The organism is Paraburkholderia silvatlantica (genome assembly GCF_003096715.1).
GTDB classification, from domain to species: domain Bacteria; phylum Pseudomonadota; class Gammaproteobacteria; order Burkholderiales; family Burkholderiaceae; genus Paraburkholderia; species Paraburkholderia silvatlantica.
On the sequence record NZ_QEOL01000032.1, the window covers coordinates 24757 to 46521 of the forward strand.

Here is a 21765-nt window from a genome sequence, read left to right on the forward strand (position 1 = left end):
GACGCTTGAAGGCGCGCGCGCGACCCGCTACATTGAAACTGATCCGCGCCGCTGCCCCCCGCCGCCGCCATGTGTCATGACGCTGCGTACGCCTGCGTCTAACGGCAATCTTCAGACGAACCGCCCCGGCGCCCCCTTCCCTGATGCCGCATCACGGGAGAGATCTCATGCCGACGGATCGGATCATCCGCTTCGCGGACTTCGAACTCGACGTCGAGCGGTACCAGTTGCGCCGTGGAGGTACGGAGGTCAAGCTGGAGCGGTTGCCCATGGATCTCCTGATCCTGCTTGCCTCGCGCCGCGGCGAGCTGATCTCGCGCGCGGACATCGTCGACCGGCTGTGGGCCGGCAGCCCCTTTCGCGACACGGACAACGGCCTGAACACCGCGATCCGCAAGATCCGCATCGCGCTCGCCGACGACCCCGCCAATCCGCGTCACCTCATCACGGTGAAGGGCAAGGGCTACCGGTTCGACGGCATCCTGCCCGAGTCGTCCGGGCTCGATGGTGCGCCGGGCGCAACGCGCGATGCGCATGCGCCGCGCGAGAGCGAGTGCGCGCCGCCCGCCGTACGCATGCTGGTGCTGCCGTTCACCAACCACACGGACGACGCGAGCCAGGACAGCCTGTGCAGCGCGCTCGCCGACGAGATCTCGGTCACGCTCGGCGCGCTCAACCCGGAGCGTCTGCTCACGATCGCGCGCACCACGGCAGCGCGATACCGCACGACGCAAAAAAGCATCGGCGAGATCGCGCGCGAGTTGAAGCTCGACTACGTGCTGGAAGGCTCGCTCACGCGCGCGGGGCAACAAACCCGCATCCTCGCGCGTCTGATCCGCTGCGCCGACGAAGCGCAGATCTGGAGCCGCGCGCACGAAAGCACCACGCAAGGTGCGCTCGACATCCTCAAGGAAGCGGTCGCGGCGCTCGCCGAGAACCTGGCGTCCACGCTTTCCGGGCAGCAGCGCACGCGTCTCGAGCGGCGCCTGCCTGTCGATCCCGCCGCGCACGACGCGTATGTGCGCGGGCGTTTCTTCTGGTATCGCCGCGTGCATTTCGAAGCGGGCTTTTGCGCGCATCACGGCGTCGACGGCGAAGACTTCGTGCGCAGCCGGACCTATTTCGAGGCCGCGCTCGAGCACGACCCGAGCTATGCGCTCGGTTATACGGGCCTTTCGAACTACTACGGATCGACGGTCGTGCACGGCTTCGTCGCGCCGGACGATGGCTGGCCAGTCGCGCGCTCGCTTGCCGAAAGCGCGCTCGAACTCGACCCGGACCTGCCCGAGGCACATCACGCGCTCGCGGCCGTGCACTACTTCTACGACTGGGACTGGGACCGCGCCGAAGCTGGCTTCAAGGATGCGCTGCGGCGCAATCCGGGTTACCCGGAGGCGCATCGGCTCTATGCGCGCATGCTCGTGGCGGCGGGGCGCCGCGCGGAAGGCGACGCCGCGATGGAGCGCGCCGAGCGCATCGATCCGCTGGCGTTCCAGGGCTCGCGCGCGTTCGGCATGGTGATGTCGGGCAGGCATGCGGAAGTCGTGAGCGAATATCTCGCGCCGGGGCACATGGACCATCCGCCGCTCGTCTATCAGTTGCTCGCTACCGCGTTCGAAGTGAAAAAACTGTACGCGCAGGCCGTGGACGCCACCGTGGAGGCGCTCGAACGCTGCAACCAGCAAGCGCGCGCGGCGATCATCCGCGCCCGCTGGGAAACGGGCGGCTATGACGCAGTGCTGCGCTGGTATCTGGAGGATCTGCTCGCGCGGCGGCGGGCCCGGTATACCTCGCCGCTGCTCATCGCCGAGGCCTACGCGCGTCTCGCGCAGCCCGACGACATGTTCCGCTGGCTCGAAACGGCGCTGGCCGAGCACAGTTCGCGGCTATGCGAGTTGCGCACGAATCCATGGTTCGCGCCCTGGCGCCCGACGGGGCGCATGCGGCTCATCGAAAAACATATTGGCGGCGGCCCGACACGCTGAGCGCCTGGCGCAGATCGTGAGAGTGCGTCGGGTCGCCGTCCCGATACCCGGGTCTGCGTGTCGACTCAGTTCCCGTGATAGAGCCCCTGGTTCAGCGCCTTCTGCTGGCCCGATTGCTCGGAGCGCACCAGGTCCTGATAGACCTGAGCGTGCGTGAGCGCCATCGGCGCGCCCGAAGCGCTTGTCGACATCGGCGAGCCGCCCACGTCCTGCGCAGCCGGCGGCGTGCTGGCCTGTTGTGTCTGGTCGTCGCTCTGCGATTGCGCCAGCGCGCTGCCTGCGAATAAGGCGGCCGCTGCGGCCACCGCGATGCGTACTGTGGTCATCGTGTTCATGTCATCGCTCCAGGAGGGTTGCGCATGTTCGGTTCCGTCATGCGCGGGACGGACGACGCGAGGGCGGCGCCTGCCGGCGGGCGGGGTGTTTCGCTCGTTGGATCGTGTGGGTATCGTGCTGCCCGCGGGCGCGTTGCGCCATGCACGCAACCTGTAGAAATCGTCAAGAAATAGGAAGGAACGGTGAACGGCGTGCGGCGGGAAAAGCTGTTGTTTTCCCAACAGCATTGAAAATGCGTGCCGTATGCGTTGTGCCGGCTTTCAGTACAATTCCGCGTTGACTTAAATAACGCGGCTTCGCGCTAAACGCGCGCCGCCGTCCTGCGCCGACCCCACGCCATGCCCTTGCCTCTTCTCGCCCTTGCCGTTGCCGCTTTTGGTATCGGTACCACCGAATTCGTCATCATGGGCCTGCTGCCCGACGTCGCGCGCGACCTCTCGGTCTCGATCCCGGCGGCGGGCATGCTCGTGTCCGCCTATGCGCTCGGCGTGACGATCGGCGCGCCCATCGTCGCCATCGCCATTGCCAATGTGCCGCGCAAGCAGGCCCTCATGCGCCTGATCGGCATCTTCATCGTCGGCAACCTGTTGTGTGCGCTCGCCCCGAACTACTCGATCCTGATGGCCGCGCGCATCGTCACCGCGTTCTGCCACGGCGCGTTCTTCGGCATCGGCTCGGTGGTCGCGGCCGGCCTCGTCGCGCCGAACCGTCGTGCCCAGGCCATCGCGCTGATGTTCACGGGCCTGACGCTCGCCAACGTGCTGGGCGTGCCGCTCGGCACGGCGCTTGGCCAGATCGCCGGCTGGCGCACGACGTTCTGGGCCGTGACGGCCATCGGCATTCTCGCGGCAGCGGCACTGCAGGTGTGCCTGCCCGCGAAGATCGACATGCAGAAGGCGAGCCTCGTGCATGAGTTCGGTGTGCTGAAGAACCCGCAGGTGCTCATGGTGCTCGGCATGAGCGTGCTGGCCTCGGCCAGCCTCTTCGCGGTGTTCACCTACATCACGCCGATTCTCGAAGACGTGACCGGTTTCTCGCCGCATGAGGTCACCTTCGTGCTGCTGCTGTTCGGCCTCGGGCTCACGGTCGGCAGCACGCTCGGCGGCAAGCTCGCCGACTGGAAGCTCATGCGCTCGCTGCTCACGTTCCTCGCCATGATCGCCGTGGTGCTCGCCGCGTTCTCGCTGACCATGCACAACCAGATCGCCGCCATGGCGACGATCTTCGTGTGGGGCATTCTCGCGTTCGCGATCGTGCCACCGTTGCAGATCCTGATCGTCGACCGCGCGAGCGATGCGCCCAACCTCGCCTCCACGCTCAACCAGGGCGCGTTCAATCTCGGCAATGCGGGCGGTGCGTGGATCGGGGGCGTGGCGATCAGCGCGGGCGCTCCGCTCACGGCGCTACCGTGGGTGGGCGTGGCCACCGCTTTCGCTGCGCTCGCGCTCACGCTGGTTTCGGCGCACATCGATCGGCGCGCGCGCCGCCGCGTGGCGGTTTCCGGGCCGACTTCCTGCGCGTGATGTTTTTCTCGATGCGGGCATGGACAGCCGCATCGTGCGTTGCGTTGCATCGCGTTGAGGCGTGCGTGCCCGACCTGACGCGCGCCTGCGCCGCGATTTTCGTGCGCACGTAGTAGCATCACGCCCGATGAAAACCGTCCTCACCCGCGACTTTCTCGCGCTGATCCTCAGTGTGGCCGTGGTTGGCCTCGGCTCCGGCGCGACGCTTCCGCTCACCGCCCTCGCCCTCACCGACGCCGGTTACGGCACCGCCATCGTCGGCCTGCTCACGGCCGCCCAGGCGCTGGGGGGTCTCGCCGTCGTGCCGTTCACGGCATGGATCTCTACACGCTTCGGCTCGCGCCAGGTGATCGTCGGCTCGGTGCTGAGCGTCGCTGTCGCGACCGCGCTGATGCAGGCCAGCGGCAATCTTTGGCTCTGGGCGCTCCTGCGCATGCTCTGCGGCGCGGCGCTCATGCTGCTCTTCACGCTCGGCGAGGCCTGGGTCAACGAACTCGCCGACGACTCGAACCGCGGCCGCGTGGTGGGCATCTATGCGACCACGTTCACGCTGTTCCAGATGTCGGGCCCGGTGCTCGTGAGCCAGATCGCGGGCTATACGGCGTGGCGCTTCGCGATCTGCGGCGCACTCTTTCTCATCGCGCTGCCGATGCTCGCGGCGATCCGCTCGAATCCGCAGCAAACCGACATGCACGAGCCGCACGGAAGCTGGCGCCACGTGATGCCGAAAATGCCCGCGCTCATCGTCGCCACCGGCTTTTTCGCGCTGTTCGATACGCTCGCGCTCTCGCTGTTGCCGCTCTTCGCGATGGGTCACGGCATCGACGCCGAGGTGGCCGTGCTGTTCGCCTCGGTCGTGCTGCTCGGCGACACAACCATGCAATTCCCCATCGGCTGGCTCGCCGACCGGCTCGGCCGCGAGCGCGTGCATGCGCTCATGGGCGTGATCGTCGCGGTGCTGCTGCCGCTGTTGCCCTTCGTCGTCGAGACGCCCTGGCTGCGCTGGCCGCTCCTCTTCGTGTTGGGCGCGGCGGCGGGCTCCATTTATACGCTCGCCATCGTGGCGTGCGGCGAGCGTTTCGAAGGCGTCGCGCTCGTTTCCGCGAGCGCGCTCGTGAGCGCGGCGTGGAGCGCGGCGAGCTTCGGCGGCCCGATCGTCACGGGCGCGCTGATGGAGCACGCGGGCCGCGACGCCATGCTGTGGGTGTTGTTCGCGGGCGCACTGGTGTTTCTCGGCGCGCTGCGCTGGGAGCGCTCGCGAGGTTTGGCGCACGCGCGCGCATAACGCGAGCACGAACGAAATAACGGCCGATGCGCCTTCAAAGCGCATCGGCCGTTGTGCTTTTCAGGCTTTGAGACTCATGCGCCGTTACTTCAGCGCCGGCAGGATCTTGCCGGCGCAGGCGCCGAAGCCCACGCGATAGCCGTCGCCCTGGCACCAGCCCGCGAGCGTGAGTTCGTCGCCGTCTTCGATAAAGCCGCGCGTGCCGCCGCTCTTCAGTTCGAGCGGATGCTTTGCGTTCCATGTCAGTTCGAGCAGGCTGCCGAACGAGTCCGGCTTCGGGCCCGAGATCGTGCCCGAACCCATCAGGTCGCCCACGCGCGTGTTGCACCCTGCCACGGTGTGATGCGCGAGCTGCTGCGCCATCGACCAGTACATGTGGCGGAAATTCGTGCGCGCAATGGTCGTCGCCTCTTGAGCGCCCTCGGGACGCATCCGCACTTCGAGCGAAATATCGAACGCATGGTTGCCTTCGTGACGCAGGTATTCGAGCGGCTGCGGCTCCTGCGCCGGCTGCGCGACACGGAACGGCTCCAGCGCGTCGAGCGTGACGACCCACGGCGAGATCGTCGTGGCGAATCCTTTGGAATTGAACGGCCCGAGCGGCACGTACTCCCATTGCTGGATGTCTCGCGCGCTCCAGTCGTTGAGCAGCACCATGCCGAAGATGTGGTCCTCGGCGTCCTCGCACGCGATCGGTTCGCCGAGCGCATTGCCGCGCCCGACGATGAAGCCCGTTTCCAGCTCGATATCGAGCTTGCGGCACGCCCCGAACACCGGACGCTCCTGATCGGGCAGCTTCAGCTGGCCCCTCGGGCGGCGCACCGGCGTGCCGCTCACCACCACCGACGACGCGCGGCCGTTATAGCCGATCGGCATCTCGGACCAGTTCGGCAGAAGCGCATTCTTCGGATCGCGAAACATCGAGCCGACGTTCGTCGCGTGTTCCTTCGACGAGTAGAAGTCGGTGTAGCCCGGAATCTGCACGGGCAGATGCAGCTTCGCGTCGGCGAGCTTCACGAAGGCGCGCCGGCGCAACGCCGCGTCGTCGCGCAGCGTGGCCGTTTCGCGCGCAAGCAGCGACGCAAGCTGCACGCGCACGCTGCGCCACGTCTCGCGGCCAAGCGCGATGAAGTCGTTCAGCGCGGCACGCGCAAAGACGTCCTGCTGCGCATTCGCGGGCAGACGCAGCAGGCCCGCTTCGTGCAGCACCGCAAGGTCGGCCACGAGGTCGCCGATCGCCACGCCCACGCGCGCCGTTGCGTTATGGGTATCGCTGAACACGCCGAACGGCAGGTTCTGGATCGGGAAATCGCACTGCGCGTCGTTCGCGCGCTCGACCCAGCTCTTGCGGCTCGCGTCGAGCGTCGCCTTGAGTTCGTCCGTCATGGTGCTGTTCATGACTGCTGCTCCGGATTGAAGTGTTTCTTGAGGCCTTGCCAGCACTCGTAGTAGTGCGCCTGCAGCTGGCTCGCCTCGAGCGCGTAGCGCGTCGGGCGGATCAGCGTGCGGGTCTCGAACATGAAGGCCATCGTGTCGCCGACCTTGTGCGGTCGGGTCGTGTCGGCATTCGAGGCTTTTTCGAAGGTCTCGGCATCCGGGCCGTGGCCCGACATGCAGTTGTGCAGGCTCGCGCCGCCCGGCACGAAGCCTTCGGCCTTGGCGTCGTACACGCCGTGCACGAGGCCCATGAACTCGCTCGCCACGTTGCGGTGATACCAGGGCGGACGGAACGTGTTCTCGGCCGCGAGCCAGCGCGGCGGGAAGATCACGAAGTCGATCGAGTCGACGCCCGGCGTGTCCGTGGGCGCGTGCAGCACGAGGAAGATCGAAGGGTCGGGATGGTCGTAGCTGATCGAGCCGATGGTATTGAAGCGGCGCAGATCGTACTTGCAGGGTGCATAGTTGCCGTGCCACGCCACCACGTCGAGCGGCGAGTGGCCGATGTCGGCGCGCCAGAGCTGGCCGCCCAGTTTCGTGACGAGTTCGAACTCGCCTTCGCGGTCCTCATATGCGGCGACCGGCGTGAGGAAGTCGCGCGGATTCGCGAGTCCATTCGAGCCGATTACGCCGAGATCCGGCAGACGCAGGAGCGCGCCGAAGTTCTCGCAGATATAGCCGCGTGCTTCGCCATCGGGCAAATCCACCGTAAAGCGCACGCCGCGCGGAATCACAACGATCTCGAAGGGCTCGACGTCGAGCCGGCCCATCTCCGTGCGAATGGCAAGACGCCCTTGCTGCGGGACGATCAGCAGTTCGCCGTCGGTGTTGTAGAAAAAGCGGTCCACCATCGGCCGGTTTGCCGCGTACAGGTGGATCGCGCAGCCGCTCATCGAGGCCGCCGAGCCGTTGCCCGCCATCGTCACCCAGCCGTCGATGAAATCGGTGGGCGCCGTGGGCACGGGTAGCGCGTCCCAGCGCAGCTGGTTGGGCGGCGTGGGCGGCACCTCGTTGAAATCGGCGACGAGGCGCGGCGCACCGTTCACCGAGAGGCGCGACGTGACCGGCGCAAACGGCTGATGCACGGCGCCCGGACGGATCCGGTAGAGCCATGTGCGACGGTTGTGCGAGCGCGGCGCGGTGAACGCGGTGCCCGAGAGCTGCTCGGCGTACAGGCCATAGGCGCAGCGCTGCGGCGAGTTCTGGCCTGCGGGCAGCGCGCCCGCCAGCGCCTCGGTCGCGAATTCGTTGGCGAAACCGCTCATATAGCCGTGCTGGACTTCGGCTGGATGCCGTAAGGGTGCGTTCATCGCTGTCTCTCCACGTTCTCGGGTCATGACATGACGCCATGTGATTTACGGATGGTAAAACGAATTACGTTTAGTGAAATTAAGCGTATACCCTGACGAATCGCTGGCAGTCTCCAGAACGGGGGCGAACGGTCGATAACGTTATGACCAAACAGTCCATCCGCGGCGGCTGCGGGCTGCTACCATCGGGTCATGCGACCCCGTGCGGGGCTCGCGCTTTTGACCCGCTTCCTGCCAGATCATCATGATTGCTCCCACCATTCCCGAGCTCGTTGCCCGCGCCGCCGACCATCCATTTCTCGGCGAGCATCTGGCGATGGGCACGGGAACGCACGCCAAGGAGGCCGTGGCACGGCGGCGCGGCGTGGAGCTATTGAGCGCCTACGAGCCGATTTACGACATCAGCGTGCACAGCGGGGCGCAATCGCTCACCGCCGATCTCGCGATGGCCTCGCGCTTTGGCGACGAGCTCGGCTTTCAGGCGGTCACGCTGCGCGAACAGAACGGCCAGTTCGCGCCCTGCGACGCATTCAGCGACACCCTCGACGACCCCGACCTCGTCGCGGTCGACCGCATGGTGCGCGCGCTGCACGCCATCAATTTTCTGGGTGGCCAGCAGCACGGGCTGCTCTTCCTGCGCGTGCACGAGCGGCTCCTGAAGAGCGTGAAGTACGACCACGGACGGCATTTCTCGAACGTGCTGGTGTCGTTCGGGCTGAACCCCGGGCGCATCGTGATCGAACTGCCGGCGGCGGCGGTCGCGCACCGCACGTTCCTCGGCTATCTCACGAAGAGCTATCAGCGCTACGGGTTCAAGGTGGCGGGCAATCTGCCCAATGCCGGGCAGATTCTTTCGGTAGCGGATGCGCCTCGGCCCGACTTCGTGAAGATGGACGCGGCGTCCGCGCTGCGCGATTCGATGGTGAAGCCGCTCGTGAGCTATGCGGCGCGCCTGCGCATACCGCTTATTTTCAACCGCGTGACCGATGCGGCGCAGTTCGAGCAGTTGCAGCAATACGACGTGCGCTTCGTGCAGGGGCCGGTGTTCGCGGCCCAGGACAAGGTGGTTTGAGGGGATGCGCGGGGGCTAATCGTTCAGGCGCGGCGCCCCGGGGTCCGCGCCTGAGAGGCCTCGTTCCTGGCCTTAGAGGCTGACAGGTTCCTGCTCCAGCTCCACGCCGAAGCGCGCGAGCACGTCGCACTGGATCGCCATTGCGAGTTCGAGAATGTCCGCGCCGGTCGCACCGCCGCGATTGACGAGCACGAGCGCCTGACGCTCATGCACCGCCGCTGCGCGCAGCGCACGGCCCTTCCAGCCGCACCGGTCGATCATCCAGCCCGCCGCGAGCTTCACGCGCCCGTCGGCCTGCTGGTACGAAACGATCTGCGGCTCGCGCGCGATGAGCATATCGAACTGCCGCGCTTCGATCACGGGATTCTTGAAAAAACTGCCCGCATTGCCGAGTTCGAGCGGGTCAGGCAGCTTCGCGCGCCGCACCGCGACCACGGCGTCGAACACGGCACGCGCATGCGGCACCTCGCCGGCGTTGTGCTGCGCCAGTTCGCGCGCGAGATCGGCATAGCCCGCATTGGGCTGCCAGACCTTCGGCAGGCGGAACGTAACCGAGGTAATGACGAAGCGATCGCGCCCTTCGCGCTTGAAGAAGCTGTCGCGATAGCCGAAGCGGCAGGCGGGGGCGTCGAACTCGACGGCTTTGCCCGTCGCCATCTCGATGGCCCGCACCGACACGCAGCGCTCGGCCATCTCGAGCCCGTAAGCGCCGATGTTCTGAATGGGCGCCGCGCCCACCGTGCCCGGGATAAGCGCCAGATTCTCGAGGCCCGGCATACCCGCTTCGAGCGTCCAGGACACGAAATCGTGCCAGTTCTCGCCCGCGGCCGCTTCCACGTACCAGGCGTGGCCGTCTTCACGGGCAACGCGCCTGCCGGCCAGCGCCATGAGCAGCACGAGACCGTCGAAGTCGCGCGTGAGCACCACGTTGCTGCCGCCGCCCAGCACGAGCGTGCGCAAGCCCTGGGCGCGCGGGTCGCGCACGGCGGCGGCGAGATCGGCCTCGCTTTCGACCCGGCACGCATAGCGCGCACGCACGTCGAAGCCGAATGTGTTGTGCGCGCGCAGCGCAAAGCCGGCGGCGAACCACACTGGGGACGTAGTGACGGGCGTTTGGACGACGGGCATCGAGGAAGAACTGGACACAGACAGCAGACGAAAAATGGCCGCGAAGGCAGAAATAGCCGCCGGCGGGCACCCGCGGGAAACTGCGCACCGCCCACTCGCCTCCGGGCGGCGGCAAGCCGCCTTGGGCAAACGCAACGGCGCCGGTAGAATGGCGTCGGTCCGTGATTATAGCGAGTGCGCGAACCGCTGCCTCAAAATGCGTCAGCGGCCTGCGGAATACGGCTGCGGCCCGCGGGCACCTGGTTTGCGCAGCTTTTGCACCGCCATTTGCGCACCCGTACTTTTTGGAGAAAGCAATGCCATCGTTTGACGTCGTCAGCGAAGCCAACATGATCGAAGTAAAGAACGCCGTGGAGCAATCCAACAAGGAGATCTCCACCCGCTTCGACTTCAAGGGCTCGGATTCGCGCGTCGAGCAAAAGGAGCGCGAGCTGACCGCGTTCGCCGACGACGACTTCAAGCTCGGCCAGGTGAAGGACGTGCTCGTGTCGAAAATGGCCAAGCGCAATGTGGACGTGCGCTTCCTCGACTACGGCAAGATCGAGAAGATCGGCGGCGACAAGGTCAAGCAGGTCATCACCGTGAAGAAGGGGGTGTCGGGCGACCTCGCGAAGAAGATCGTGCGGCTCGTGAAGGACAGCAAGATCAAGGTCCAGGCGAGCATCCAGGGCGACGCCGTGCGCGTGACGGGCGCCAAGCGCGACGACCTGCAAAGCGTGATCGCCATGCTGCGCAAGGACGTGACCGATACGCCGCTCGACTTCAACAACTTCCGCGATTAAGGCGGCAAGTCCAGCGCATCGCGGGGCGGCTCGGGCCGCCCCGTTTCGTTTCGCCCGTCCCCGCTTCTCTCGCGCTCAGTCCGCCGTCGCCACGAGCGGCATGAGCACTTCGCCGGTTTCCAGCAGTGTCTTGAGATTCGAGAGGATGCGCGGCCAGCCGCCCGACACCTTCTCGATAAAGATCGATCCTGGCCGCGCCACGCTGTGCGTGATCGTGAGCTTGACCGCGTGCTCGACGGGCTCGATGTCGATCGTGCAGAGCGAATCGCCCTCGGCATGGAGCTCGGCCAGGAACATGTTGCGCCAGCGCAGCACGAGCCGGCGCGGGGGATCGGATTCGACCACCGCGCCCGAGTCGGCGATCCGTCCGTCGGCAAAGCGCAGCGACCAGGACGAGCCCGTTTGCCAGTCGCATTCGTGATGCATGCCGAACCAGTAGCGCTCGGTGAACCCGCGGCTCGTGAGCGCCGTCCACAACGCCTGCGGCGTGGTGCGGATGAACGTGACGTAGACGAACGTCGAAGCGCCGGCGGCACTGCCTTGCGTGTGCTTGTCGCTACTCATCGCTGTCTCCTTCGAGTGATCGCTTCAGGTCGACGAGCGCGCCCACGCGCTCGTGCTCGAACTTGCCGATCCAGCGCGCGGCAATCTCGCCGATCGGCACCGGATTGATGAAGTGCCGCTTTTCGCGCCCATGCCGCTGCGTCGCGACGAGATTTGCCTCTTCCAGCACCGCGAGATGCTTCGCGACCGCCTGGCGCGAGATGGCCAGCCCCTCGCATAGATCGGTCAGCGTCTGGCCGTTTTTCGCATGCAGGCGGTCGAGCAGCTGACGGCGGCTCGCGTCCGCCAGCGCGCGAAATACGGTGTCGTCGTTCATGCATTGATTATGCAACCACCCGGTTGCATGTCAAGGCGCCAAAAAAGGGAGATATCGCTGTCAAAATGCGCTCAACGGACGGAGGGAAGGTGTCCGCTGCGCCCGATCCGCACGAGATCCGCCATTTGCCCAATGCTCGCGCTTTGTTTACTGACGCACAAACGCGCATCCGCAAGGCGAATAACCTCCCCGTCGAGAATGCTTGCCGTTCCTTAGCTCAAGAATCAAGAACACCGAGGCCACAATGCGCCACGTCGATGCCCGTTCCAGGTACGCTACGCTCGATGGGCTTCGTGGCGCTGCCGCCCTTCTTGTCCTCGTCGTTCATTTCCATTCTTTTTTCCATCTGCGCCCCCTCGCACATGCTTACCTCGCCGTGGATCTGTTCTTCGCGATGAGCGGCTTTGTCATTGCGAGCGCCTACGACAACAAACTTGCATCTGGGGCCATGAACTGGCGCCAATATGTCCTGCTTCGTCTGATCCGCCTGTATCCGCTCTATTTCGCCGGTCTCCTGCTTGGCGTCGTCGCTCTCTCGATCCGGCTTCCTGCATCCGATGCTCCGCTTATCGTCTCTGCTCTTCCAGCAAACGCATTGATGATGCCGACGCACGCAGCAGTGCGCGCGTACTACCCGTGGTCAGGGGTAAAGCCATTTATCTATCCGCTGGACTTTCCAGCCTGGTCTCTATTCTTCGAGTTGCTTGCAAGCATCGCCTATGGTTTGTTCTTTCGCTTTCTGACGACGAAGGCGCTCATCGCCGTCATGTGCGCAAGCGCTATAGCGCTTGCGGTCGCGGCGCTCACGGTGGGTGTCGACAAAGGGCCTTACTGGGAAACTTGCTACGTGGGCTTTGCGCGCGTCGGCTACGCTTTTACTGCCGGACTGCTGCTCTACCGCTTCCAACGCCCCGGACGCAGGCAACACAATGCGGCTTCGATTGCCGTGGTGGTGCTGGCAATCGGACTATTCGCCGTACCGTGGCCGAAGTCGGTGCAATCGGCGCAATGGTTGTTCGAGTTGCCTGTCGCGCTTGCCGTTGTTCCGGCGACAGTGTGGGTGGCGTCGCAAGTGGAGCCCGGTCCGCGACTCTTGCCGTTCTTTGCCTTTTCAGGTGCCGTGTCGTACGGCATTTACGTTTTGCACGTGCCGCTGGGGTTCATTGTGCAGGACCTCGCGCCGATGACCGGCCTCCTGCGCCATCCGGGCCTCGTCTTGCCACCCGCACTCCTGCTGCTCACGTGGCTCGCGGACCGGTACTACGACACACCCGTGCGCCGGGCACTGGCGTCGAGCACGCGAAACTGGTTCGCCACGCATGGCGCAAGCGCCACGGCTGCAGACGCGTCTGTTCCCCGATAGGGCCCGCGCCGCGCCTCTGCGCGCAGGCGCGGTCAGTGACAACGGGCTCGCAACGCCCGCGCGCTTTCCTGCAGTCGGGAACACGCGCTTGATCGCCGCTGTCTGCCTTGCCTTCCCCGCCTCAATCGAGCCTGAACTGGCCCACCGCATCCGCGAGACTGGCTGCCTGGCCGCGCAGCGCCGCCGCGGCAGCCGTCGACTGCTCGACGAGCGCCGCGTTCTGCTGAACCATCTCGTCGAGCTGGCTGACCGCGCGGTTCACTTCCTGGATGCCGCGCGTCTGCTCACCGGCGGCGTGGGTGACCTCGGAGATGATGGTCGTCACGTTCGAGACGTTCGCCACGATCTCGTCCATCGTCGAGCCAGCGCGGCGTACGAGCTGCGAGCCCGAAGTCACGCTGGAAACGGTCGACTCGATCAGCGCCTTGATTTCGCGCGCCGCCTGCGCGCTGCGCTGGGCCAGGCTGCGCACCTCGCCCGCCACCACCGCGAAGCCGCGGCCCTGCTCCCCCGCGCGCGCCGCTTCCACGGCGGCGTTCAACGCGAGAATGTTGGTCTGGAACGCGATGCCGTCGATCACGCCGATGATGTCCGCGATCTTCACGGACGCCTTCTCGATGTCGCCCATCGTGTGCACGACGTCGCCGATCACCGAGCCGCCGCGCGAGGCCGCCTGGGAAGCGGTGGCCGCCGTCACGTCGGCCTGCTGCGCCGCGTTCGCCGACTGCGCGACCGTCGCCGTGATCTCCTCCATCGAGGCCGCGGTCTCCTCCAGGCTCGCTGCAGCAGACTCCGTGCGCCCCGACAGGTCGACGTTGCCCGCCGCGATCTCGTCGCTCGCGGTACGCACCGACTCGCTCGCATCGCGGATGTGGCGCATGACGTCGCGCACCTTGTCCATGAACGCGTTGAACGAGCGCGCGATCTGCGCGACTTCATCGTTGCCCGTGGCGGGCAGGCGCTTCGTCAGATCGCCCTCGCCGGCGCTGATCGCGTCCATCGCGTCGCGCACGCGCGAAAGGCGCTGGAACGACACAGCCGTCGTCGCAGCCGCGATCGCCGCCGCCGCCACGGCGATCACCACGAGCGCGATGAGCGACGCCGTGAGCAGCGAGCGCATGGCCGCCGTCGCATCGGCGCGGTCGAAAGCGACGACCAGGCGCCAGTCGGTGCCCGGAATCGTTTGCGCACGCATGAGCTTGATGTCGCCCTTCACGTCCACCTTCAATGGCTCGCTCGCCGAGAACAGCGCATTCAGGCGATCGCCGGCGAGTTCGGGCGCGAGCTCCGCCACGGGCTTGAGCGTGAGCTGCGAGTCGGGGTGCGCGACGATCGCGCCGCTCGCGTCGACGAGCATGCCGAAGCTCGCCGGCGTAGGTTGAATCGAGCGGACGTTGGCGATCACGTTGTCCATCGCGACGTCGCCGGAGATGACGCCCTTCACGGCGCCGTCGCGAATGACCGGCACCGCGAACGCCACCACGAGCTTGCCCGTGCCCACGTCCACATAGGGCGGCGTGACGACCGCCTTGCCCGCCGCGACGGCCTGCCTGTACCACGGGCGCCCGGTCGGATCGTAGTCGGGCGGAATGCCGGTCGGGTCGGAGAACTTCGCCGTGCGGTCGGCATAGCCCACGTAGACGTTCGTGAAGCCGCCCGCTGCCGCAATCTGCTTGAGCGCCGGCACGGGATCGGGCGCGAGCACGGCGTCCTGGAGCGAGTCGATCATCCGCACGTGCGTCGCGACCCACTCGGCAATGCCCTGGGCGTGGCTCGCTTCGAGCGCCGTGAGCGTGCTGTCGATCGAATCCTTGCTGTGCGAGTCGGCGACGAAATAATCGAGCGCCGTATTCGCGGCAAGCGCGCTCACGACAATGACGACACATAGCGCGACGATGCGCGCGCGGATGGTGGAAAACATGGGGGAATGCCGTGTGGGATAAGAGGAGGGAAGCCGCAAAAGCCCGATCTGGAACTATCAGGGTTTACGGCAAGCCACACGATGTTCTTGAGGGCGCATCCGTAGAAGATGCACCTGGATCGCTTACCTGCGGGAAAATAACGGACGATAGGCGAAATTATCAGACAAATAGATGGCAATCACCTGGCCTGCCGTGCCGGCCTACTTGCCGGCGCCCACCGCCTTCTTCTCGCCGATGCGGCTTTCCTTGCCCGCGATGAGCTTCGCGATGTTCCCGCGATGCCGCCAGAACAGCAGCACGCTCATGGCGAGGATGGCGAGCGCGACGATGCGCGGGCCGAACATGAACACATAGTAGAGCGGCGCGAACACGGCGGCCGCCAGCGCCGCGAGCGACGAGTAGCGCGTGAAGAACGCGACGATGAGCCAGGTGGCGAGCGTGGCGATACCGAGAACCGGATTCACGGCGAGCAGGACGCCGGCCGCGGTGGCGACGCCCTTGCCGCCCTTGAAGCGGAAGAACACCGGATACAGGTGGCCGAGGAACACGGCGATCGCCGCGAGCGCGACGGCGGCATCGCCCAGACCGTAACGCGGGCCGAACTGCACGACGAGCCAGACGGCCAGCCAGCCCTTGAACGCATCGCCGATCAGCGTGAGGATCGCGGCCTTCCTGTTGCCGCTGCGCAGCACGTTGGTCGCGCCGGGATTGCCGGAGCCGTAGGAGCGCGGATCGTCGAGGCCCATGAAGGCGCTCACGATCACGGCGAACGAAACCGAGCCGATCAGATAGGCAAGAACGGCGACGAACAGGTTGTACATGCACGAAACCCGGATGAAGTGGAACGATGCGCGCCGGGCGGTGGCGATGGTCATCGCCGCCCGGCAACGCGCGACGGCGCTCATTCTACCGAAGCGCGGGCGCGCCCTGCCCGCGCACCAGGGTTAATCAGGGAACCAACGGCAGCGGGCGGCGCCCATGCGCGCGCTAGTCGACGCTTGCGCACTGCACCGGTTTGGCGTTGAGAAGCGTCGTCAGCGCCGCGGGCGCAAGGCTCACGAGATAGCCGCGACGGCCGCCGTTGAGCCAGATCTCGTCGAGTTCGAGTATGGTCGACTCGACATACACGGGCATGGCTTTCTTCGTGCCGAAGGGCGACGTGCCGCCCACCAGATAACCCGAATGGCGGTTCGCGACTTCGGGCTTGCAAGGCTCGATGCGCTTCGCGCCGATTTGCCGCGCGAGATTCTTCGTCGACACCTTGCGGTCGCCATGCATGAGGACGATGAGCGGCTTGGCGTGCTCGTCCTCCATCACGAGCGTCTTGACGACGCGATGCTCGTCCACGCCGAGCTGGCGCGCGGATTCTTCCGTGCCGCCATGCTCGACATACTCGTAGGGATGCTCGCCGAATGCGACGCCCGCGCGGCGCAGCATCTGCGTGGCGGGCGTTTCGGACACATGTTTCGTTTTGCTCATCGGCGCATTGTAATCGCACGGCCTGCAACGGCTGCGTCAAACGCGTATGCCAGGGTCAGCCGCGCGGATGATGCTTCTCGTGCAGCAGACGCAGCCGCTCGCGCGCGACGTGCGTATAGATCTGCGTCGTGGAGATGTCGCTGTGGCCGAGCAGAAGCTGCACGACCCGCAGGTCCGCGCCGTGATTGAGCAGGTGCGTGGCGAACGCGTGGCGCATCGTGTGCGGCGAGAGCGGCGCATGGACGCCCGCCGCCGCCGCGTGGCGCTTGATGATGTGCCAGAACTGCTGGCGCGTCATGCCTTCGGCGCGCGCGGTCACGAAGAGCGCGTCGGCCGTGCGCGCGCCGAGCAGCACCGGCCGCGCCTCGCGCAGGTAGCGCCCGATCCACGCGTGCGCCTCCTCGCCGAACGGAATGAGCCGCTCCTTCGAGCCCTTGCCGAGCACGCGCACGACGCCTTCGTTCAGGCCCACCTCGACGGTCTTGAGCGTGACGAGTTCGGTCACGCGCAGGCCGCTTGCGTACATCAGTTCCAGCATCGTGCGATCGCGCAGGCCGAGCGGCGTCTCGACGTCGGGGGCGCCCAGCAGCGCCTCGACCTGCGCCTCGCTCAAGGTGGACGGAAAGCGCGGCGCCTGCTTCGCCGAGCGGATGCGCACGGTCGGGTCCGAATGCACGCGCTGCTCGCGCAGCGCCCAGCCGTAGTAGCGCCGAAACACCGAAAGGCGCCGGTTCGCGGAAGTGGATTTATCGTCCTTGCGGCGTGCGCTGTAGGCGAGCAAATCGTCTTCGTGGGTCGTGTCGAGCGAATTGGAGCGCTCGCGCGCGAGCCACTGCGCGAACAGGCGCAAATCGCGCCGGTAGGCGTCGAGCGTGTTGCGCGAGAGGCCGTGCTCGAGCCACATGGCGTCGCAGAACGTGTCGATGGCGCTCAGGCTCGATGCCAGCGCTTCGGCCGCGGCGGGGTCGAGCGCCTGCTGCGCTTCGTCGGCGGCATCGCTTGCGGCAAGCGGCGGCGGATTCGTCGTCATCGTCATTCTGTTATCGCAGCTCAAACCGGTTCGACGTGCATTCGTGGGCGAGCAGCCAGCGCTTCACGTCGCGAAAGAAGCCTTCGCCGCCGTGATGCGCGAAGCCGCCCAGGCCGCTCGCCGACACCACGCGATGACACGGGATCACGAGCGGAAAGGGATTGTCGCCGCATGCCTGGCCCACGGCGCGCGGGCTGAGCCCGCCAATGCGCTGCGCGAGTTCGCCGTAGGTGAGGACTTCGCCCGCTTCGATTGCGCAGATGCCGTCCCACACGCGCCGCTGGAATCCGGTGCCAAGCGGTGCGAGCGGCAGGTCGAAACCGGCGTCGGCGTTCCCGAAATACCGGCCGATCTGCCCGGCCGCGCGCGCGGCGAGTTCGCAATCGGGCTCGACACTCGCCGTCTGTCCCGGCAGATAGACGATCTCGCGCAGCGCTTGTCCGAGCGTGCGGATGCCTACCTTGCCGAATGGCGCGTCGATCACTGCGTTGAACATCGTCGTCTCCTGTCGATTCGGAGTTAGCGCTTCAGCGCTGACTGCGATCCCATGCAAAGCCGTGCGCGAGCGTTGCACGCCATGTTGCCGCGTTGTGCGCGCGATTGCCAGCGCGCCGTCGTTCGGTTTCAGGTCCATGTCCGCCTGCGCCGTCTTCATCCGCATCACGCCGCTTCGAGGGCCCAAAGCACGTGCTCGCGCACGACGGCCGACGCGTCGTGCTCGCGCTCGCGCAGCGCCTTCACGATCGCGGCGCGCGCGGCGGCGCGCCCGTTATCCGCGCCTTCACGCGGTGCGCGCAGCGCATTGCCCATCGCCACCGCGATATTGCGCGACCAGCTTTCATAGCCGATGCGCCGTATCGCGCTGCCCTGCATGCGCTCGTCGAACTGCGCCGCGCTCCAGCCGAACAGGTCGACGAGACTCGCGCGATCGAGCCCGTGACGCACGTCGAAATCCGCCACGGGCGCGGCCTTCGCGAACTTGTTCCATGGGCACACGAGCTGGCAGTCATCGCAGCCATACACATGATTGCCGATCAGCTCGCGCAGTTCCAGGGGAATACTGCCCTTCAACTCGATCGTGAGATAGGAGATGCAGCGGCGCGCATCCACGCGATACGGCCCGGTGATCGCGCCCGTCGGGCACGCGTCGATGCAGCGCGTGCAACTGCCGCAATGCGCGCCCGGCGTTTCGGGCGCGGCGCCGGCTGCACCGCGTTCGTGCGCGTCGGCGTCGGTGGGCAGCGGCACGTCCACGTAGATTTCGCCGAGAAAGAAGAGCGAGCCCGCGTCGCGCTGCAGGAGCAGCGTGTGCTTGCCGCGCCAGCCCACGCCCGCCTTCTGCGCAAGCTCGACTTCGAGCACCGGCGCGGAGTCGGTGAACACGCGAAAGCCGAACTGGCCGATCTCGGCCTCGATACGCTCGGCAAGTTGCTGCAGACGCGCGCGCAACACCTTGTGATAGTCGCGCCCGCGCGCGTAGATCGACACGACGGCGGCATGCGGGTCGGCGAGACGCGCGTGCTCGCGCAGACGCCAGTCGGCGTGAATGCGCTCGCGGGCACCGTTCGTGCCGGCTTCGGTGCCGGCGCTCCCGCTGCGATCAGGCCCGCCTTGCGAAACACTTTCGCGCGTCTTTCCCACTGCATTCGGCGCGAGCGTATCGATGGGCAAATAGGCCATGCGTGCGGTGATCACGCGTCGCGTGCCGGCCACAAGCTCGGCTGGCCGCGCGCGTTTCATCCCATGTTTGGCCATATAATCCATCTCGCCGTGGCAGCCTGCTTCGAGCCACGCGGCGAGGCCCGCCTCGGCATGGGAAAGGTCGGTGTCACTGATACCGATCGCACCGAACCCCAGCTCGCGCCCCCACGTCCGGATGCGCGCCGCGAGCGCGGCGAGCGCCGCCTCATCGAGCGGCATGGCCTGCCCGGCAGCAGGCGCAGACGAATCTCGCGGCGCCTGTGCCTGAACACGCGCCTGAGCGGACGTCGGGTCGAGCGCCTCCGAAGACGCGCGCGCATGCTGCGCGGAATTGGGAGGGGAATGCGTGGGGTTCATCACGACATTTTACGAGAATGCCCGACACGCCCGGTCACGACCACGCGCCGCTTTCGCTTGATCCCTCCGCCGACGTTCTCCTCGAGCGCCGTTTCGATCTCGCCGATGCCGACGCCACCGACGCCTTCGGCGCACGCTTTGCGCACGCGCTCGATTCGCTGCGCGCGAGTCAGGCGGAAGACCACGGCGCACCGCCCTTTCACGGCCTGCACGTGCAGCTGCACGGCGACCTCGGCGCGGGCAAGACCTCGCTCGTGCGCGCCACGTTGCGCGCGCTCGGCCACACGGGCCGCGTGCGCAGCCCCACCTACACGCTCGTCGAACCGTACACGGTCGCAACGCCGGGTAAGCCGAATGGGGAACTCCAGCTTTACCACTTCGATCTGTACCGTTTCAGCGATCCGGCCGAATGGGCCGACTCGGGCTTTCGCGAATACTTCGCGCAAGGTGCGGTATGCCTCGTCGAATGGCCGCAACGCGCGGGCGGCCTGCTTGGCGTACCCGATCTCGTGTTCTCGCTGGAGCCGGATGCAAGCGGCGCAGGCCGCGTGCTCACCGCCTACGCATACAGCGCATCAGGAAAGGCATGTCTAGAAAGATGTTAATCAAACCGTTCCGCTCGATCGAATCGGCCGCCACCGCCACGCACAACTGGCGTCGCCGGCAGATTCTGAAGGCGGGCGCCTCCACGCTCGTGCTCGGTCTTGCCGTGCCGCGCCTCGCGTGGGCCACGTCGGTTGTCGGCGTGCGCGTGTGGCCCGCGCGAGACTACACCCGCGTCACCATCGAATCGGACCAGCCGCTGCAGAACACGCAGCAACTGCTGCAGGGCCCCGATCGTCTCGTCGTCGATCTCACCGGGCTCGATCTCGACGACGCGCTCAGGAACCTCGTCTCCAAGATCACGCCGAACGATCCGCAGATCCAGGCCGTGCGCGTGGGCCAGTATCAGCCGCACGTGGTGCGCATGGTGTTCGACCTCAAGGGCGGCGTGAAGCCCCAGGTGTTCACGCTTGCCCCGATCGGCTCGTACAGGTACCGGCTCGTGTTCGACCTTTATCCGGCGGTCGCGCCCGACCCGCTCATGGACCTGCTCGCGCAAACCGAGCGCAAGCAGCAGCAGCTCGACGCCCACCAGGCGATGAACGACAGCGCGCCGCCGCCGTCCACGCCGTCCACGCTCACGGGCCCGAACACCCCGCCCGCGCACGACAACAGCGACGCATTTTTCGAGCGCTACGCGCAGAACGACGCGGGCGGCTTGCCGGGCGCGCCGCCCGCCACGCCGCCCGCGCCTCCGGCGGTGCTCGCGCCGCGTCCGGGCAAGCCCGCCGCGCCGAAGCCGCCCGTCCTCGCCCAGCGCAACAACAACAATGACGACGACAGCGCGGGCGGCGACAACTACGGCTTCACCGCGCCGAAGTCCACCCGGGGCGGCACCACGCGCCTGTTGACCGTCGCGATCGATCCGGGCCACGGCGGCGAAGACCCGGGCGCGATCGGCAGCGCGGGCACCTACGAGAAGCACGTCGCGCTCGACATCGCGAAGAAGCTGCGCGCGAAGATCGACGCCCAGCCCAACATGCGCGCGATGATGACGCGCGACGCCGACTTCTTCGTGCCGCTGAACGTGCGCGTGCAGAAGGCGCGCCGCGTGGGCGCGGACCTGTTCGTCTCGATTCACGCCGACGCGTTCACCACGCCCGAGGCGCGCGGCTCGTCGGTATTCGCGCTTTCCGAGCACGGTGCTTCGAGCGCCGCGGCGCGCTGGATGGCGAACAAGGAGAACGCGTCGGACCAGATCGGCGGCATCAGCGTGCAGACGGCCGACGCCGCCGTGAACCGCGCGCTCTTCGACATGTCGACGACGGCGCAGATCCGCGACTCGCTGCGTTACGGCGGCTTCGTGCTCAACGAGGTGGGCGAAATCAACAAGCTGCACAAGGGCTCGGTCGAGCAGGCGGGCTTTGCCGTGCTCAAGGCGCCCGACATTCCGTCGATCCTCGTGGAGACGGCCTTCATCAGCAATCCAGAAGAAGAAAGCAAGCTCAACGACGACGCCTATCGCGACAAGATGGCGAACGCGATTCTCAAGGGCATCAAGCGCTATTTCGCGGCCAATCCGCCGCTCGCGAAGAGCCGCATGACCTGAGCGCCGCGTGGGGCATCCGGCGG

At 66.6% G+C, this 21765-nt stretch carries 20 protein-coding genes; 8 read left to right on the top strand and 12 right to left on the bottom strand.

All coding sequences use genetic code 11. The annotated features are described in order from the left end of the window. Nucleotides 1–167 precede the first annotated feature (167 nt). Nucleotides 168–1985, top strand: a complete 1818-nt coding sequence (locus tag C7411_RS32145) for a winged helix-turn-helix domain-containing protein (RefSeq protein WP_243413419.1) — start codon at nt 168–170, stop codon at nt 1983–1985. 65 nt (nt 1986–2050) lie between these two features. On the opposite strand, the gene C7411_RS32150 is transcribed toward C7411_RS32145, so the two are convergent. Then, nucleotides 2051–2320, bottom strand: a complete 270-nt coding sequence (locus tag C7411_RS32150; protein WP_110388164.1) for a hypothetical protein — start codon at nt 2318–2320, stop codon at nt 2051–2053. Between the two features lie 339 nt (nt 2321–2659). Here C7411_RS32150 and C7411_RS32155 point away from each other — a divergent pair, with 339 nt between their 5' ends. Both C7411_RS32155 and C7411_RS32160 read left to right on the top strand, forming a co-directional pair. After that, on the top strand, nt 2660–3844 hold the full coding sequence (locus C7411_RS32155; protein WP_110388165.1) for an MFS transporter: 1185 nt from the start codon (nt 2660–2662) through the stop codon (nt 3842–3844). Between the two features lie 127 nt (nt 3845–3971). Next, nucleotides 3972–5129 carry an MFS transporter gene (locus tag C7411_RS32160; protein ID WP_110388166.1) on the top strand — a complete coding sequence of 386 codons (1158 nt, stop codon included), beginning with the start codon at nt 3972–3974 and terminating at the stop codon, nt 5127–5129. A gap of 84 nt (nt 5130–5213) precedes the next feature. On the opposite strand, the gene fahA is transcribed toward C7411_RS32160, so the two are convergent. Beyond that, nucleotides 5214–6527: a fumarylacetoacetase gene (fahA, locus tag C7411_RS32165; RefSeq protein ID WP_165822935.1), complete on the bottom strand. Its 1314-nt coding sequence runs from the start codon at nt 6525–6527 to the stop codon at nt 5214–5216. Continuing rightward, the gene (gene hmgA, locus C7411_RS32170) at nt 6524–7876 is read right to left on the bottom strand and encodes a homogentisate 1,2-dioxygenase (protein WP_110388168.1); all 1353 of its coding nucleotides are present in this window, start codon (nt 7874–7876) and stop codon (nt 6524–6526) included. The genes fahA and hmgA overlap by 4 nt, the downstream gene beginning before the upstream one ends. Nucleotides 7877–8120: 244 nt before the next feature. Here hmgA and C7411_RS32175 point away from each other — a divergent pair, with 244 nt between their 5' ends. Next, complete coding sequence (locus tag C7411_RS32175) at nt 8121–8948, top strand: EAL domain-containing protein (RefSeq protein WP_110388169.1); 828 nt, start codon at nt 8121–8123, stop codon at nt 8946–8948. 72 nt (nt 8949–9020) lie between these two features. Here C7411_RS32175 and murB read toward each other — a convergent pair whose 3' ends face one another. Next, complete coding sequence (gene murB, locus C7411_RS32180; protein ID WP_110388170.1) at nt 9021–10076, bottom strand: UDP-N-acetylmuramate dehydrogenase; 1056 nt, start codon at nt 10074–10076, stop codon at nt 9021–9023. Nucleotides 10077–10372: 296 nt separating this feature from the next. On the opposite strand from murB, the gene C7411_RS32185 reads away from it, so the two are divergent. Further along, complete coding sequence (locus C7411_RS32185) at nt 10373–10858, top strand: YajQ family cyclic di-GMP-binding protein (protein ID WP_028209548.1); 486 nt, start codon at nt 10373–10375, stop codon at nt 10856–10858. Nucleotides 10859–10933: 75 nt separating this feature from the next. Here C7411_RS32185 and C7411_RS32190 read toward each other — a convergent pair whose 3' ends face one another. Beyond that, nucleotides 10934–11422, bottom strand: coding sequence for an SRPBCC family protein (locus C7411_RS32190; RefSeq protein WP_110388171.1), 489 nt, complete (start codon nt 11420–11422; stop codon nt 10934–10936). Further along, nucleotides 11415–11738: an ArsR/SmtB family transcription factor gene (locus tag C7411_RS32195; RefSeq protein WP_110388172.1), complete on the bottom strand. Its 324-nt coding sequence runs from the start codon at nt 11736–11738 to the stop codon at nt 11415–11417. Before C7411_RS32195 ends, C7411_RS32190 begins: the two co-directional genes overlap by 8 nt. Nucleotides 11739–11982: 244 nt before the next feature. On the opposite strand from C7411_RS32195, the gene C7411_RS32200 reads away from it, so the two are divergent. Continuing rightward, the gene (locus tag C7411_RS32200) at nt 11983–13101 is read left to right on the top strand and encodes an acyltransferase family protein (RefSeq protein ID WP_110388173.1); all 1119 of its coding nucleotides are present in this window, start codon (nt 11983–11985) and stop codon (nt 13099–13101) included. Nucleotides 13102–13222: 121 nt separating this feature from the next. On the opposite strand, the gene C7411_RS32205 is transcribed toward C7411_RS32200, so the two are convergent. The 6 genes from C7411_RS32205 to queG form a co-directional block, all read right to left on the bottom strand. Then, complete coding sequence (locus C7411_RS32205) at nt 13223–15022, bottom strand: methyl-accepting chemotaxis protein (protein WP_110388174.1); 1800 nt, start codon at nt 15020–15022, stop codon at nt 13223–13225. 201 nt (nt 15023–15223) lie between these two features. Further along, nucleotides 15224–15844, bottom strand: coding sequence for a glycerol-3-phosphate 1-O-acyltransferase PlsY (gene plsY / locus C7411_RS32210; RefSeq protein ID WP_110388175.1), 621 nt, complete (start codon nt 15842–15844; stop codon nt 15224–15226). Nucleotides 15845–16010: 166 nt separating this feature from the next. Continuing rightward, nucleotides 16011–16502 (bottom strand): Cys-tRNA(Pro) deacylase, encoded by a 492-nt coding sequence (gene ybaK, locus C7411_RS32215; protein ID WP_110388176.1) that lies wholly within the window; start codon nt 16500–16502, stop codon nt 16011–16013. Nucleotides 16503–16557: 55 nt separating this feature from the next. Next, nucleotides 16558–17538, bottom strand: a complete 981-nt coding sequence (gene xerD, locus C7411_RS32220; RefSeq protein WP_373682731.1) for a site-specific tyrosine recombinase XerD — start codon at nt 17536–17538, stop codon at nt 16558–16560. A 4-nt stretch (nt 17539–17542) separates the two neighbouring features. Then, nucleotides 17543–18028, bottom strand: coding sequence for a methylated-DNA--[protein]-cysteine S-methyltransferase (locus tag C7411_RS32225; RefSeq protein ID WP_110388205.1), 486 nt, complete (start codon nt 18026–18028; stop codon nt 17543–17545). A 164-nt stretch (nt 18029–18192) separates the two neighbouring features. After that, entirely contained in the window at nt 18193–19452 is a 1260-nt protein-coding gene (queG, locus tag C7411_RS32230; protein ID WP_110388177.1) for a tRNA epoxyqueuosine(34) reductase QueG, read from the bottom strand. 155 nt (nt 19453–19607) lie between these two features. On the opposite strand from queG, the gene tsaE reads away from it, so the two are divergent. Further along, nucleotides 19608–20195, top strand: a complete 588-nt coding sequence (gene tsaE, locus C7411_RS32235; protein ID WP_110388206.1) for a tRNA (adenosine(37)-N6)-threonylcarbamoyltransferase complex ATPase subunit type 1 TsaE — start codon at nt 19608–19610, stop codon at nt 20193–20195. Further along, on the top strand, nt 20177–21742 hold the full coding sequence (locus C7411_RS32240) for an N-acetylmuramoyl-L-alanine amidase (RefSeq protein ID WP_110388178.1): 1566 nt from the start codon (nt 20177–20179) through the stop codon (nt 21740–21742). Before tsaE ends, C7411_RS32240 begins: the two co-directional genes overlap by 19 nt. Nucleotides 21743–21765: the final 23 nt, after the last annotated feature.

Bases quoted from the DNA above. Each gene is read 5' to 3' on its own strand.
- C7411_RS32145 (WP_243413419.1), top strand. From the start codon at position 168: ATGCCGACGGATCGGATCATCCGCTTCGCGGACTTCGAACTCGACGTC.
- C7411_RS32150 (WP_110388164.1), bottom strand. From the start codon at position 2,320: ATGAACACGATGACCACAGTACGCATCGCGGTGGCCGCAGCGGCCGCC.
- C7411_RS32155 (WP_110388165.1), top strand. From the start codon at position 2,660: ATGCCCTTGCCTCTTCTCGCCCTTGCCGTTGCCGCTTTTGGTATCGGT.
- C7411_RS32160 (WP_110388166.1), top strand. From the start codon at position 3,972: ATGAAAACCGTCCTCACCCGCGACTTTCTCGCGCTGATCCTCAGTGTG.
- fahA (WP_165822935.1), bottom strand. From the start codon at position 6,527: ATGAACAGCACCATGACGGACGAACTCAAGGCGACGCTCGACGCGAGC.
- hmgA (WP_110388168.1), bottom strand. From the start codon at position 7,876: ATGAACGCACCCTTACGGCATCCAGCCGAAGTCCAGCACGGCTATATG.
- C7411_RS32175 (WP_110388169.1), top strand. From the start codon at position 8,121: ATGATTGCTCCCACCATTCCCGAGCTCGTTGCCCGCGCCGCCGACCAT.
- murB (WP_110388170.1), bottom strand. From the start codon at position 10,076: ATGCCCGTCGTCCAAACGCCCGTCACTACGTCCCCAGTGTGGTTCGCC.
- C7411_RS32185 (WP_028209548.1), top strand. From the start codon at position 10,373: ATGCCATCGTTTGACGTCGTCAGCGAAGCCAACATGATCGAAGTAAAG.
- C7411_RS32190 (WP_110388171.1), bottom strand. From the start codon at position 11,422: ATGAGTAGCGACAAGCACACGCAAGGCAGTGCCGCCGGCGCTTCGACG.
- C7411_RS32195 (WP_110388172.1), bottom strand. From the start codon at position 11,738: ATGAACGACGACACCGTATTTCGCGCGCTGGCGGACGCGAGCCGCCGT.
- C7411_RS32200 (WP_110388173.1), top strand. From the start codon at position 11,983: ATGCGCCACGTCGATGCCCGTTCCAGGTACGCTACGCTCGATGGGCTT.
- C7411_RS32205 (WP_110388174.1), bottom strand. From the start codon at position 15,022: ATGTTTTCCACCATCCGCGCGCGCATCGTCGCGCTATGTGTCGTCATT.
- plsY (WP_110388175.1), bottom strand. From the start codon at position 15,844: ATGTACAACCTGTTCGTCGCCGTTCTTGCCTATCTGATCGGCTCGGTT.
- ybaK (WP_110388176.1), bottom strand. From the start codon at position 16,502: ATGAGCAAAACGAAACATGTGTCCGAAACGCCCGCCACGCAGATGCTG.
- xerD (WP_373682731.1), bottom strand. From the start codon at position 17,538: ATGACGATGACGACGAATCCGCCGCCGCTTGCCGCAAGCGATGCCGCC.
- C7411_RS32225 (WP_110388205.1), bottom strand. From the start codon at position 18,028: ATGTTCAACGCAGTGATCGACGCGCCATTCGGCAAGGTAGGCATCCGC.
- queG (WP_110388177.1), bottom strand. From the start codon at position 19,452: ATGCCGCTCGATGAGGCGGCGCTCGCCGCGCTCGCGGCGCGCATCCGG.
- tsaE (WP_110388206.1), top strand. From the start codon at position 19,608: ATGCCCGACACGCCCGGTCACGACCACGCGCCGCTTTCGCTTGATCCC.
- C7411_RS32240 (WP_110388178.1), top strand. From the start codon at position 20,177: ATGTCTAGAAAGATGTTAATCAAACCGTTCCGCTCGATCGAATCGGCC.